The following is a 12,558-nucleotide window of genomic DNA, read 5'->3' on the forward strand; positions in this document are numbered from 1 at the left end:
CGAAGCCCTGCTCATCGTTGGCGGCCAGGTACGGGGCCCACCAGGCGTAGAGCCGTTCGTAGCCGACCGTGGAGGAAGGGATCGCGCCCAGGGCCTTGCCGCAGGCGCTGCCGGCGCCGTGGGCCGGGTGGACCTGGACATAGTCGGGCAGGGTCAGGAACTTGTCCCTAAGGCTGGCGAAGAGCTGCTTGGCACCGCCGAAACGGGTGTCCACCCCGCCGGCAGCCTCATCCAGCAGGTCCGGCCGGCCCAGGTCCCCGGAGAACACAAAGTCACCGGAGAGCAGGTAGCCGGGGTGGTCACTGAACGCCCCGTCGGTCACCAGGAAGGACAGGTGCTCCGGGGTGTGGCCGGGGGTGTGCAGCGCCTGGATGCTGATGTTGCCCAGCGTGATCTTGTCGCCATCGAACAGCCGCTCGCCTTGGAAGCCGTACTGCCAGTCCGGTCCACCCTCGCCCGAGACATAGATCTTCGCGCCGGTAGCGGCCGCCAGTTCGCGGGTGCCGGAAAGGTAATCGGCGTGGATGTGGGTCTCGGTGACGGCCACGATCTTCATGCCGTTCTTTGCCGCCAGTGCCTGGTAGACCGCGATGTCGCGGCGGGGGTCAACAACGAGTGCTTCACCCTTGGCCTGGCAGCCGATCAGGTAGCTGGCCTGGGCGAGGTCCTCATCGTAGATGCGTTCCAGAAGCATGTGCTCTCCTTCGTAAAGATGTGGGGATGACCCCGTTGGCTTACTACCAACAATAATACCCTAGGGGGTATCTTGCAACACCGCCGACGCCCGCAGCCGCGGCGGATGGCACAAATCCGGGCCGTGGTTATAATACCCCGCAGGGTATATTTTCGAGTACAGCAACCACCGCTCTGGAAGGCAGGAGCAGCGGGATACCGGAATGACTCAGGCGCGACCACCACGGATCTGGAAGACCCTTTCTCAACCGAGGCTGAGGCGGCGGCAGGGGCACCGGCTGGCGCTAACTGACCGCGGCCGGCCGCTGGGCGGACTGGTGTTTGTCGAAGCTGTCACGCGCGATGCGACCCAGTCGTTCGACGGTGTGCCAGCTGATGACTGCCACCAGGAGGGTCGCCAGGATGGCCGACCACGCCACCAGCGGGGGCAGGTCGGCTGTCGACCCGCCATTGAGCCAGAGAATGACGGGATAGTTCCAGAGGTAAACGGCGTAGGAAACGGTGCCGAGCACCTGTACCGGGCGCGTCCACTGAAGCATCCCGCGGGTTCGGGAAGCGGCCAGGACCACGAGGACGGCCGCGGCCGCCATGGCCAGCGGGCCACCGACGAAGAAGAAGAACGGTGTTTCGTTGGCCTTGGGGAAGAAGCCCAGCCCAGCCAGGAGAAGGGAAGACGCCAGCAGTGCCACCAGCCTGAGCCGGCGGCCGGCGAACAGGCCGAAGACGTGGACCCGGTAGAGGCGCAGCGCCGACCCGACGATCAGGCCGAGGCCCCATGTCGTGGGCAACGCGTAGACCAGGGAGTGGAGGTGCGGAGCGAAGTCCAGCATCGCCAGGACACTCGCCGTCATGAGGAAAAGGACGACGGCGGCAGAGCAGCCAACCAGCCGCCCCTGGCGGTTTTTCCGCAGGGCGAGCACCAACAGCGCCGGCCAGACCAGATAGAACTGTTCTTCCACCGCCAGCGTCCAGAGCGGTCCGATGGCCAGGCTGACGTCGAAGGGCAGCGGCAGGTCTTTAAGGTATCCGAACCCGGCGAGAAGGGTATAGCCGATGAGTCCCTTGGTCCGGTCCCCCAGGACGTCGGCCGTCAGTTCAACGACGGCGTACACACCAAGGAACAGGGTGAGGGCCGGCAGCAGGCGGAAAGCGCGGTGCGCGTAAAAACGGCCGTAGCGGATCTTGCGGTGCTGTTCGACGTCCCTGAGCAGCACGCCCGTAATCAGGTATCCGCTCAGCACGAAAAAGACAATGACACCGACGATGCCCGCACCCTGGAATATCGCGGGCCAGGAGTGGCCCAGCAGCACGGCACCAACGGCGGCGCCGCGAAGAACATCGAGCCCGTCCAGCCTCGGGCGTGCGGTTGTTTGCGGGGCGGCCGTCGAGACCGTTCCGCTTGCTAGCAACGCCACATAACCTCCAGAGCCTCTACGGGGCCGGTCTCAGAGTTCGGTCTAATCAGGGCAAAAAACAACCACTGCCTGATGGGCGGAATGGCGGGAGCCGGTCCTGCGCCCCCTTCAAGTGTCCCTGACGAGGCTGGACGAAGCCTGATCCTGGAGCGGGCCGATGGTCCGCCCGCCTGGCGGCCGGGCCTCAGGTTCCGCAGAACGTCCGGTACGCACCGAAGTCTTCCGGCGCGGCGGAAGCATACCGCTCCAGTCCGGGGCGCTCCTCGTACGGGCTGCCCACCGCGTCCAGGAGTCCCTGGAGCGGGTCCAGCTCGCCGGCCGTGGCGGCGGCGAGCGCCTCCTCGACCAGGTGGTTGCGGGGTATGTACACCGGGTTAACCCGGTCCATTGTGTCGGCGTCGGGTGCCAGGGCGCTCCATCGCCGGGCCCACGCGTCGAACGCTGCCGGATCAGTGAGCATGCTCCGGGCAGCGTCAGGGTTGCCGCGGGCGGCCGCACCGAGGCTCCGGAAGAATGAGGTGTGGTCAGCTTGTCCGGCCTGGAGCAGGCCGAGCAATTCGTCCACCAGCGGAGAGGTCACCTCCTCGTCGAGGTGGTCGGGCAGGCCGAGTTTGGTCCGCATGCCGGCAGACCAGGCGGCGCTGTACTGCCGGCGGAAGCCGGCGAGGGCCTCCTGCGCGAGGGCGATCGCCTGCTCCTGCTCGTCGTGGAAGAGCGGCAGGAGGGACTCGGCAAGCCTCGTGAGATTCCATTCCGCCATGACCGGCTGGTTGCCGTATGCGTAGCGTCCGGTGTCGTCGATTGAGCTGTAGACCGTGGCCGGGTCGAAGGCGTCAAGGAAGGCGCAGGGTCCGTAGTCGATGGTCTCGCCCGAGATTGTCATGTTGTCGGTGTTCATGACTCCGTGAACGAATCCCACGAGCATCCACTGGGCCAGCAGCGATGCCTGTGCGCCTATCACTGCCTGGAACAGCGCGAGATAGGGGTTCCTGGCCTCGGCGGCGCCGGGGTAGTGGCGGCTGATCGCGTGATCGGCGAGGCGGCGCAGGAGGCTGGCGTCGCCTGTGGCCCGGGCGTACTGGAAGCTGCCCACGCGCAGATGGCTGCTTGCGACCCGTGCGAGAACCGCTCCGGGGAGCATGGTGTTGCGGAGAACCGGGCGCCCCGTCGCCACCACGGCCAGGGAACGTGTGGTGGGAATGCCCATGGCGTGCATCGCTTCGCTCACGATGTACTCCCGCAGCATCGGACCGACCACGGCCAGGCCGTCACCCCCGCGGGCGAACGGTGTGCGCCCGGAGCCCTTGAGGTGGACATCGTGGAGGTGGCCCTCCGCGTCCGTGATCTCACCGAGCAGGAGCGCGCGCCCGTCGCCGAGGCGGGGGGACAACGAGCCGAACTGGTGGCCGGCATATGCCTGGGCCACAGGAGTGGCGCCGCTGGGGACCAGATTCCCGGTCAGCAGGAGTAGGCCGTCAGGCCCCCGCAGGTAGTCGGGGTCGAGGCCCAGCCTGGTGGCCAGGGGCTCGTTGAGCACGAGAAGGCGCGGGTCCGGGGCCGGCTCCGCCTGCCAGGGAATGGCCATTTCCTCCAGCTCCATGGCGAAGCGGGCGTCGAGGCGGCCGTCCAGGCTGACGGTGGAGTGCGCTGCGGAAGTCATACGTCCAGATTATCCTGCGGTGGTATCGCCTTCCTGCGGTGATATCGCCGCTTGTCAGCCTTGTTGCGTTCCAGCGCCTGGCCGAGGAGGCGCGAGCCTTTACGCCGAAGGGGGCTGCTCGCGCGAGAACTCGGCGCCTGGCAGACAGTCTCCTGGCCCTCGTTCCCGCTTCTCCCCTGATGGTGTTGCTGACGGCCCTCTCCATCTCCCACCAGCCGTCCTCGGGCACGGCCCTGCAGTGGGCCGCCTTGCCTACCTCGGCGTCGTCAGCATGTTTCTCGGTTTGCTCGCCTGGTACCACGGGCTGGCCGTCGGCCCGATAACGCAGGTCGGCCAGGTGCAACTCATCCAGCCTGTCCTGAGCATCTGCTGGGCCGGGCTCCTGCTCGGCGAGCAGCTGGCCTGGACCACCATCGTCGGCGGTGTGGCCGTCATTCTCTGCGCCGGTTTTGCCGTCCGCACACGGCTCGGCGCCCCCACCGACGAACCGGCCGCAATGAGCCCGGCCGCCTTCGGGGACGGTTGGCCAAGCACCTACCGGGCGTCCACCATTTCGATGGACACCGTCTCGATGATCCTGGTCGACGGCTCACCGACAATCGCCGGCGCCGTCACGCCGGTTTTCCATGTGTCGTTCTGCAGCCGGCCCAGGAAGTCCACGGCGGCCTCCTGCGTATCGAAATCCATTTCCAGCATCACGTAGTCCTCCTGGTCGATCGGACGCGAAATCCGGTAGGAGCGCACCCCCGACGCTGCGCGGTCCAGTGGGTCGCTGTCGAAAGCCTTCCTCCACATGCCGAAGTCCCGGACGCGATGTTCGATCTGCAGGGTAATCATGGGGCACTCCTGTCGACGGTTCTAGAAGCCCAACTGTAGGCCCGAAAGGCTCCCCAAAGTAAGATGCCGGGCACGGGCGGCATCCCGGCGCGCTGATCGTCGGGGCCCGCACACGAACCATTCGTGACAGTCCATCCCCGTGCGCGGACCATGACTTCCATGCGCGCAAGGACTTCCGGCACGCTCAAATGGCCGCAACCATGAGTACCAGGGCACCGGCAACGGCACGGACTGCCTCCGGGCTGGTCCTGGCGGTGCTGGGCGGCAGCCAGTTCCTGATGACCCTCGACAGTTCGGTGATGAACGTTTCGATGGCCACGGTGGCCGCCGACCTGGGGACGACGATCACCGGCATCCAGACGGCCATCACCCTCTACACCCTGGTCATGGCGTCGCTGATGATTACTGGCGGGAAGGTGGGGACCATCCCGGGCCGCCGCCGGGCGTTCGCCCTCGGCCTGGTCATCTATGCAGCCGGCTCGTTAACTACGGCCAACCTCGGGGCCTCCCTGGGGACTGCCCTGATCGGCTCGGTACTCATTGCCACCCTGGGCGCTTCATTCGCTGCGGGCATCCAGGACAATCCCGCCGTTCCCGCCACCGTTCAGGAGCAGGCTAAGGTCCAGCTGGCCGGCGGCGTTTCGTTCATTTCCGATACCCAGCTTCAGGGCGCGCTGGACAGTGCGGGAGTGGACCAGGCGACGGCGGATGCCATCATGTCCGTCAACTCCGCCTCCCGCTTGGAGGCCCTGCGGACGGCGCTGGCCCTGACGGCGTTGCTGGTGATCGCGACACTGTTTATGACCGGGCGGCTTCCCGCGGAGCCCGGCGGCGCGGCGAATCACCGGCCGGTCGCTGCGCACCCCGCCGGCGTCGAGCCCTCCGGCGTCGAGCCCCCAGGCGACGGGCCCGGATGACTTAGCCCTTGTCGGAGAGCCCGCGTTCCGCCCGGAAGAGCCCCCAAGCGGGACGTGATACGTGGAAATGTCACAACGGCGTGCCTGCTAGTAGACTGAGACCGGCTCTCCAGTCCCCCCAGCTTGGAGAGCCGGAGCCTCCGCGCTTGAGTCCTGGACTCGCGCGGAGGCTTTCCTCATCGCCCCGACCTCAAGCGCCGAAAAGGCTGCCTGCCCCTCAGAGAGCGCCCAGATGCTCCGCTGCTTTGCCTAGACTCGGCGGATGTCTGACACTGCAACCTGAAAAACGATGCCAAACACCGCTGGCCGGCCGTGATCGGGCTGCTCATTGCTCTGGGCCTCTATGCCGGATGACAGCCTAAGCCGGAGCGCTGTTGAAGAATTCGATCAGCACCGGTGCGACAGCCTTGTCGGAGACTCCGTGGTTTTGGCCTTCCAGCTGTACTTTTTTCATGCCAGGAACGGCTGCGGCGACGGCATTGATGGCAGTCCCGGCCCAGGACGGGCTCGCACCACCGTAGATTCCGAGCGCGGGGACCTGAATGTTCGACAGTCTCTCCGGGACGGTTCCGTCGCTTGTCAGGGTGAGGTCATACGGCAGGGTATGGGCGACGCTGAGGAGCGCGGGCCACCACGGCATTGTCTTGATGCCTTCATCGAAGTCAGAGCCCGTATGGCGGATGAACAGTTCCACGGCGCCTTCCCGGTCGCCCTCGTTCAGTGCCGCCTGGACCCGGTCCCTGAAATTCTCCCAGGGCTCCTCGGAGGCATGACCGGTCAGATATGGCGGTTCGTAGACCGCCAGTTTGGAGATGGCCGCTCCGGCAGCCGCTGCTTCGAGAGTCAGGATGGCACCCGAGGAGTGGCCGTAAGCGTAGGCCGAGTCGCCTGCCGCAGCGATCAGCGCCTTCAAATCCTCTACTTCACGGCCGGGGCTGTAGGGAAGCGTGTCGGAGCTCTCGCCCCGCCCGCGACGGTCGTACGCGTAGACCGTGAAGTGCGGGGCCAGCCGAGCCACCAGCATGTCGGCCGAACGTCGGCTGTTCAGTGCACCGCCGATGATGATCAGTGCTGGCCCTTCACCTGTCCGTTCGAAGGCGATTTTTGTTCCGTCGGCGGAGCTCTGGATTTCAATCATTTGCGGGACGCCTGCTCGGGTGAGCACCGGTTTTGTACCATGATCGCCCCCATGGCCATGTCGATGACCGTGCGGGATTCCATCGCGGCGGCCAAGTCGTTGCGGGCGTCGCGGAGACGGCCAATTGTGAGGGCGAGGCGCAGGGCTTTCGATGCCTGGTGGGCGAGTTTTTCAGCCTGCGTAATGTCCTCGACAGTAAACGCGCACGGGTCCTCGGCATAGAGGTTCAACGCCGCCCGTGTCTGGTCCTCTAACTCGACTGGAACTCCCAGAATCGACTGGTATCCGCGGCTGGCGGCGGCCTGTGAGAACGCCGGCCACTCGGTGTCCCGGGCCAGATCCCGAACATAGATCGTTTTCAGCTCCCGCATGGCTGCCAGGCATGGCCCGTCTCCGACTGCGTTCTGGACCTCATCCATCGCGAACGCCTTGGGATCGCTCGCAGCCGTCGCCGCAGGTTTCTTCCGCCTCGTCACGGTGACCCCACACAGAACGGGCCGACCCTCCCGGGACAGCGCCTCAGCGGCGTAGCGGGACAGTTCATAGAGGAACTCTTCAACGTCCGCACTATCGAGCACCAGATCCTGAAGCTCCTCGGCGACCACGCCCCGCAGCCGAACCTCATCCAGCTCCATTCCGTTCCCTCCCGGCCGGCCCCTGCGGCAGACACTACGCCGCCGTTCCCCAAACCAGAAGAGCCCAAACCCCGCACTTATGAGCGCACACACATCCGTCCACTGCCGCTGCCAGTAGCGCCACGGAAAAACCCCTTCGCAGCGATGCTCCCGTCCAGAGCCCGGGGCAGTCCGGTTCGGGCGCCACATATATAGCTTTTGTGGCTTGCGTGATGGGGCCATGCCGAACTCTACTTCTTGTAGGAACTCTTCAGGTGGGCGACTGTCCGAAATCCCTACGGCAGCTCACACGGATGCGACCCCGAACCTCACGAGGGAAAGGAATGGTTGTGGAATCTCTCCCGATGGGGCTCCTGGCGCTAATTTTCGCCGCTGCTGCGGCAGTGGTCTGGGTGGCAGGAATCCAGTTGTCCAGACAAACAGATGTGATTGATGCACGCTTTCATCTTGGCTCCGCTATTGGCGGGCTGGTTCTTTTGGCAATCGCGACAAACCTGCCGGAAATTGCCATCACATTCAGTGCCGCTTCGGCCGGCAACGTCGGAGTAGCGGTCGGCAATATCCTCGGCGGCATCGCCATCCAGACCGTAGTCCTCGTTGTCCTGGATGTCTTGGGGAACAAGGGCACCCAACCTCTCAGTTTCCGGGCCGGGTCCCTTTCCCTGGTTATCGAGGCCATCACCGTGGTGGGTGTGCTCGGCGTCGTTGTCGCGGGGAGCCAGATGCCGCCGGGCCTGGTCCTGTTCCGGCTCACCCCCGCATCGGTGCTGATCGTGCTGATCTGGGTACTGGGCCTCTTCCTGGTGCAACGGTCCCAGAAGTCCCTCCCCTGGCACGATCAGGGCCACGCTCCTGACAGCCAGGCCCAGCCTAAAGGGCATAGCAAGACGCCCAGGCCAGGCGGCAAGAAGTCACCCCGCACGGGCAGGTCAATACTGGTCTTCCTGGTCGCGGCAGCCGCGACCCTCGGCGCGGGCGTGGCACTGGAACGCAGCGGTGATGCCATCGCAGGACATATCGGGCTCTCCGGCGTCCTTTTTGGCGCGACCTTCCTCGCGTTGGCAACAGCCCTGCCGGAGATATCCACCGGCCTGACGTCGGTGAAACAAGGCGACTACAAGCTGGCCTTCAGCGACATTTTCGGCGGCAACGCCTTTCTTCCCGTGCTTTCCTCGCAGCTGTGCTGATATCGGGCAAACCCGTTCTGCCGCAGGCGCACGCCACCGACATCTACCTCACTGCTGTCGCAATCCTTCTGACGCTCGTCTACATGCTCGGGCTGATCTTCCGGCCAAAACGCAAGATTCTGGGCATGGGCCTGGACTCACTCGTAGTCCTTGTTCTCTACCTGTTGGGTGTCGCCGGACTGTTTGCCGTTGCCGCACCGGCGTAACTTCCGGCAGACATGGCAAAGTCACCCACGAATGGGCGGGCCCGGCGCTAGGAAAACGTTAAGACTTCACTTGCTCCGGCTGCCCCGCCGCCGGCCAAAGGTAGCGTGGGGAGTACGCCGTCCCTGCAGAGTCCCCCAATGATGCAGGGACGGCGCCTTGCACCGCACCGGCGCTACCGGCTCTGGAAGAGATTGAGGATGTTGCCCTCACTGTCCAGGAACCACGCTGCCTTGCCAACCGGGGTCGTGGCGATACCGTTCTCCGTCTTCAGACCCGGGAAGTCGTACTCCTCGAACACGACGCCGCGGCCGCGCAGCTCCTCCACTTCGGCTTCCAGGTTGTCTGTTCCCCAGCCCATCTGGGTGTTTTTCGCTGTGCCCGCATTGTCCGTCTTGTACAGCAGGAAAGCAGTCCCCTTACCGCAGCGGTACATCAGGTTCTCCTCGTCCATGGCGTCCGCGGGCTCAAGTCCCAGCACGTCGCGGTAGAAGGTACTGGCCCGGGCGATGTCCTTTGCGGGGAGGACGGCGATGATTTCGAGATCTTTCAGCATGACTAGTATCTCCCTCTTGATCAGCGGTGTTCAGGTTCCTGGAAGCCCCCAGCCGCCATCCACTGGGCAAAGACGCCCGCCGGCAACCTGGGTGCTTCCGGCGTCGCCCTGCCAAAGCCCGGGCCTCCCGTCCCGGGCCGTCAACCTACCAGCACCCAGGTGGTGAACACCACGAATTCCCACCTCGAAGGTGCTGATGCGCACCATCGTAGGCTTGGGGGCGTGAGAGTCAATACCGCGCGGAGCCCGCTGTTTCGCGCTGAAATCCGTGCCTATGACGGCCGGGATTCCGCATCCGCAGCCCCGGTGGAGGCGTTGGCCTGATCGGCCGGATGGTGCTGCCGGCGGCTAGCCAGCAGGAAGGGCACCGCGATCAGCTGGATAACGCCCCCAATCGCCAGTGAGGCAGCGTAGCCGGAGACATCGGCTGCCCGGCCGAGCAGCGGCTGCACCACCACGCCCCCGCTTGAGCCCATGAGCGAGTCGAAGCTGAGCACCGTTGCCCGTTGCTTCGAGGCGATCATGTCGTTCAGGTAGGACTGCCGCACTGGGATCCCTGTTGCGTCAACGAGGGCCCACAGTGCCAGGAGAACCAGGGCCACCCAGAACAACCGGGTGAAGCCGAGCACAAGCAGGTTCATCGCGCTGATCCCGACACTCAGGATCAACACAGTCGTGCGTTTGCGGACCAGTCGCCGGATCCGGGGCGCCAGCCACCCCCCGACCACCTCCGCCCCTGCCACGATGGCCGCCGCCAGCCCGGCCACGGAGTACGCCCGCGGGTCGCCGTAGAGCGCAAGCAGGTACGGCTGCAGGGCGTAAAACACATAGATTCCGACGCCGGCGCTGAACGGAGCGGCCAGCATCACGTAGCGTACCGGAGGGTTCTTCAAACCGTTCTCCACCGAGGCGGCAAGAACGGCCCGGGTCGCCTGCAGCGGACGGCCCGAGCGTTCGGGCGTGAAACCGACGTCGTGCATCAGCCGCAGGGCCACGATGAACATGGCCAACAAGACGCCCACGCGAATCAGAAACGGCACACCGAGATTGGTGGCCTGCGCGATGACGCCGCCAGCCACCGAGCCTAAGAGCATTGCAATACCCGATACCATCACCCCGCGCCCGAGCACCGCCTCCAGGCCGCCTTCGTACCCGGAGAAGCGCAACGCGTCGACGAGCCAGGCTTCCACCGCCCCGGAGAAGAAGGTGAAGCCCAGACCGAGCAGAACAGACACTGCCGCCCACAACCAGAACGGCGCAGAAAGCTGCCACAGCAGGTAATACAAATACGTGGATATGGCCAGTGTCGCGGTGCCGAGCAGGAAGGAGACGCGGCGCCCCCAACCGTCGGCGACTACTCCGGTGGGCACCTCAAACAGCACCATCCCGGCCGTAAAGAACGCGTTCGCGGCAAAAGCCTCAAGGTTACTGAGTCCGGCGTCGAGCAGGAAGAGGGTGTTGATCCCCCAGATGAAGGAGGCCGCAAGGGTATTGCCCAGCGTCAGCGTGAGATAGATGCGCTGGATCTTTCGGGCGGCGGCGTTCATCGGGTTGCCGTCCCCGCCACGGCGAGGGCTGCCACGAGCCTATTCTCGTCTGCTTCGGCGGCACGCGCCAGAGAACGGGACAGACAGCATGCGCCAGGCCGGCAACAACCTGCTCTGGAGAGGAATCCTGGAAAGGCGTAGATTTGCGCCGGGGTCGGAGCGCTCTAGTTCCGACATTGGGGCCGAGGCGGCGGAGCGCCATGGGGAGTGAAGACGCCGGCCCGGGCCAGCCGGGCGAAGGCATCGAGGCCGGCAGATCACCGCGCGGCGTGGCGGCGGCCGTCACCACAATGATGAGCCGGGGCGGCATCCCTGGCCTCCGTGGCGGTGGTAAATCGCGAGCGGCCGCTCCTGGCCGCCGGGTACGGTCTGGCCGACCGTGCAGCCAGCACGCCTGCGACCGCCTCGACCTCGTATCTTTGGTTCTCCATGTCCAAGATCGTCACCGCGACGGCTGCGGTCCGGCTCGTAGACGAGGGCCCTCGATCCGGATGCCCCGGTCAGCGAGTACGTCAGTTTCCTGCCGGTACCCCGGACGCCGCCGCCGACAGTGGGCCAATTACTCAACCACACCGCCGGTTTCGGCAACCCGCTGCCCATTCGCTGGGTGCACCCCGCCGACGCGGAGCCGCCGGACCCCGAGGCCTTGCTCCGCCGTCTGGCGGGCAGGCGACGCGCCTACCGCCATCCGGCCGGACGCAGCGCCCGGTGCTCCAACGTCGGCTACCTGGCGGCCGCAGAGGTCATCACCGCTGCTGCCGGGATGCCGTTCGAGGCCTACGTCCACCAGGCCATCCTGCAACCCCTCGGCATGGAACACACCGGATTCCGCTATCAAGAAGGCGCGGACAAGGCGACCGGCTACCTCAAGTCGCCCCGGATCATGGACCCCTGTGGCGCGGGCTACTGCCGGCAGGGATTGCCGGGGACCGTCACGGCCCGTACCTGTCCCTCGACGAAACCCGGATCCTCTCCCCCCAGTCCGCCCGCCGCATGCGCACCATTGACCAGCCGGGTAAGCCGTTCGACCACGGAACCGGCTGGTTCCGCGGGCCGACACAGACCCAGGGCCATTGGGTGGAGCATTTCGGCGCCGGCGCGGATTCTGGAACGTCATGCGGCTCTACCCCGACCTCGGCCTCGGCATCCTCGCCATGAGCAACGGCACCAGCAGGTACGACTTCGAACCGCTCTTCGCGCTCCTGGCATCCGCCACATGGTCCTGGGCGGTCCCGTTAGCCCCCATCTCATGGTTGGTGAACCAGGCAAACCCCGCTCCGCTGCGGCGCCGGCGCCACCTTCCCGGCCGCGCTACGCCGCCGCCAAAGCAGCGGAGGCACGCCGGCCCCGGTTCCGCAGCCGTGCAACCAATGTCGCGGCGAGCAGCGCCGTCGTAATTTCCAGCCCGATGACCCCCAGGGACAGGGCCGCGGCGTGGCCTCCCGCCCCGGCCCCGGCCCCTGATGCGTGGTGGTGGCCGGCGGGCCCGGCTCCCAGGAACAGGAAGGCATGCAGGACCGCCATGGCCAGGGCGCTGAGCATAACCCGTTGCAGGGCTCCGATGCGCAGGTGCCGCCAGATGTGCACGGTGCACGGGAGGCACACGGCCACCATGGCAACCATCACCGCGTTCAGCCACAGCGTGTGCTGGTTCTCCGCCACCAGCCACAGGTGGAAGAGGCAGGAACCGGCCGTGACGGCGGCGCACATCCTGGCATGAAGCGTGGGGCCGGCTGACCCGCCCCACGCCCGGATCCGCGCCAAGCCGT

At 65.9% G+C, this 12,558-nt stretch carries 12 protein-coding genes and 2 pseudogenes; 5 read left to right on the top strand and 9 right to left on the bottom strand.

The genetic code is table 11. The features are described from left to right. The 3 genes from QCD75_RS20825 to QCD75_RS20835 all read right to left on the bottom strand — a co-directional run. On the bottom strand, positions 1-694 hold a 694-nt coding region (locus tag QCD75_RS20825; RefSeq protein WP_301231399.1), incomplete at its 3' end, for an MBL fold metallo-hydrolase. 283 nt (positions 695-977) lie between these two features. Further along, the gene (locus tag QCD75_RS20830) at positions 978-2,108 is read right to left on the bottom strand and encodes an acyltransferase family protein (protein WP_301231401.1); all 1,131 of its coding nucleotides are present in this window, start codon (positions 2,106-2,108) and stop codon (positions 978-980) included. A gap of 184 nt (positions 2,109-2,292) precedes the next feature. After that, positions 2,293-3,768 carry a protein adenylyltransferase SelO gene (locus QCD75_RS20835; protein WP_301231402.1) on the bottom strand — a complete coding sequence of 492 codons (1,476 nt, stop codon included), beginning with the start codon at positions 3,766-3,768 and terminating at the stop codon, positions 2,293-2,295. Between the two features lie 111 nt (positions 3,769-3,879). Between QCD75_RS20835 and QCD75_RS20840 the strand changes: the two are divergent. Then, positions 3,880-4,237: pseudogene (locus QCD75_RS20840) on the top strand (EamA family transporter); the annotation flags it as partial. 65 nt (positions 4,238-4,302) lie between these two features. On the opposite strand, the gene QCD75_RS20845 reads toward QCD75_RS20840, so the two are convergent. Next, on the bottom strand, positions 4,303-4,605 hold the full coding sequence (locus tag QCD75_RS20845) for a hypothetical protein (RefSeq protein WP_301231403.1): 303 nt from the start codon (positions 4,603-4,605) through the stop codon (positions 4,303-4,305). A gap of 200 nt (positions 4,606-4,805) precedes the next feature. On the opposite strand from QCD75_RS20845, the gene QCD75_RS20850 reads away from it, so the two are divergent. Further along, positions 4,806-5,522, top strand: a complete 717-nt coding sequence (locus QCD75_RS20850) for an MFS transporter (protein ID WP_301231404.1) — start codon at positions 4,806-4,808, stop codon at positions 5,520-5,522. Between the two features lie 358 nt (positions 5,523-5,880). On the opposite strand, the gene QCD75_RS20855 is transcribed toward QCD75_RS20850, so the two are convergent. Both QCD75_RS20855 and QCD75_RS20860 read right to left on the bottom strand, forming a co-directional pair. Next, positions 5,881-6,660 (bottom strand): alpha/beta fold hydrolase, encoded by a 780-nt coding sequence (locus QCD75_RS20855; protein ID WP_301231405.1) that lies wholly within the window; start codon positions 6,658-6,660, stop codon positions 5,881-5,883. After that, on the bottom strand, positions 6,657-7,295 hold the full coding sequence (locus tag QCD75_RS20860) for a GAF and ANTAR domain-containing protein (RefSeq protein ID WP_301231406.1): 639 nt from the start codon (positions 7,293-7,295) through the stop codon (positions 6,657-6,659). Before QCD75_RS20860 ends, QCD75_RS20855 begins: the two co-directional genes overlap by 4 nt. A gap of 329 nt (positions 7,296-7,624) precedes the next feature. Between QCD75_RS20860 and QCD75_RS20865 the strand changes: the two genes are divergently transcribed. Both QCD75_RS20865 and QCD75_RS20870 read left to right on the top strand, forming a co-directional pair. After that, on the top strand, positions 7,625-8,482 hold the full coding sequence (locus tag QCD75_RS20865) for a sodium:calcium antiporter (RefSeq protein WP_301231407.1): 858 nt from the start codon (positions 7,625-7,627) through the stop codon (positions 8,480-8,482). Next, positions 8,476-8,688, top strand: a complete 213-nt coding sequence (locus QCD75_RS20870) for a hypothetical protein (protein WP_301231409.1) — start codon at positions 8,476-8,478, stop codon at positions 8,686-8,688. The genes QCD75_RS20865 and QCD75_RS20870 overlap by 7 nt, the downstream gene beginning before the upstream one ends. 173 nt (positions 8,689-8,861) lie before the next feature. On the opposite strand, the gene QCD75_RS20875 is transcribed toward QCD75_RS20870, so the two are convergent. Together QCD75_RS20875 and QCD75_RS20880 are read right to left on the bottom strand one after the other, a co-directional pair. Next, on the bottom strand, positions 8,862-9,242 hold the full coding sequence (locus QCD75_RS20875) for a VOC family protein (RefSeq protein ID WP_301231410.1): 381 nt from the start codon (positions 9,240-9,242) through the stop codon (positions 8,862-8,864). A gap of 272 nt (positions 9,243-9,514) precedes the next feature. Next, on the bottom strand, positions 9,515-10,789 hold the full coding sequence (locus QCD75_RS20880; RefSeq protein WP_301231411.1) for an MFS transporter: 1,275 nt from the start codon (positions 10,787-10,789) through the stop codon (positions 9,515-9,517). Positions 10,790-11,116: 327 nt separating this feature from the next. On the opposite strand from QCD75_RS20880, the pseudogene QCD75_RS20885 reads away from it, so the two are divergent. Then, positions 11,117-11,600: pseudogene (locus QCD75_RS20885) on the top strand (serine hydrolase domain-containing protein); the annotation flags it as partial. Positions 11,601-12,100: 500 nt separating this feature from the next. Here QCD75_RS20885 and QCD75_RS20890 read toward each other — a convergent pair. Then, positions 12,101-12,499 (bottom strand): hypothetical protein, encoded by a 399-nt coding sequence (locus QCD75_RS20890; protein WP_301231412.1) that lies wholly within the window; start codon positions 12,497-12,499, stop codon positions 12,101-12,103. Positions 12,500-12,558: the final 59 nt, after the last annotated feature.

It is taken from the genome of Arthrobacter sp. PsM3 (assembly GCF_030433895.1).
Lineage (GTDB): Bacteria > Actinomycetota > Actinomycetes > Actinomycetales > Micrococcaceae > Arthrobacter.

What these genes read in the sequence shown, in the direction of transcription:
- QCD75_RS20835 (WP_301231402.1), bottom strand. Translation starts at nt 3,768, where the DNA reads ATGACTTCCGCAGCGCACTCCACCGTCAGCCTGGACGGCCGCCTCGAC.
- QCD75_RS20855 (WP_301231405.1), bottom strand. Translation starts at nt 6,660, where the DNA reads ATGATTGAAATCCAGAGCTCCGCCGACGGAACAAAAATCGCCTTCGAA.
- QCD75_RS20875 (WP_301231410.1), bottom strand. Translation starts at nt 9,242, where the DNA reads ATGCTGAAAGATCTCGAAATCATCGCCGTCCTCCCCGCAAAGGACATC.
- QCD75_RS20845 (WP_301231403.1), bottom strand. Translation starts at nt 4,605, where the DNA reads ATGATTACCCTGCAGATCGAACATCGCGTCCGGGACTTCGGCATGTGG.
- QCD75_RS20860 (WP_301231406.1), bottom strand. Translation starts at nt 7,295, where the DNA reads ATGGAGCTGGATGAGGTTCGGCTGCGGGGCGTGGTCGCCGAGGAGCTT.
- QCD75_RS20890 (WP_301231412.1), bottom strand. Translation starts at nt 12,499, where the DNA reads ATGTGCGCCGCCGTCACGGCCGGTTCCTGCCTCTTCCACCTGTGGCTG.
- QCD75_RS20850 (WP_301231404.1), top strand. Translation starts at nt 4,806, where the DNA reads ATGAGTACCAGGGCACCGGCAACGGCACGGACTGCCTCCGGGCTGGTC.
- QCD75_RS20880 (WP_301231411.1), bottom strand. Translation starts at nt 10,789, where the DNA reads ATGAACGCCGCCGCCCGAAAGATCCAGCGCATCTATCTCACGCTGACG.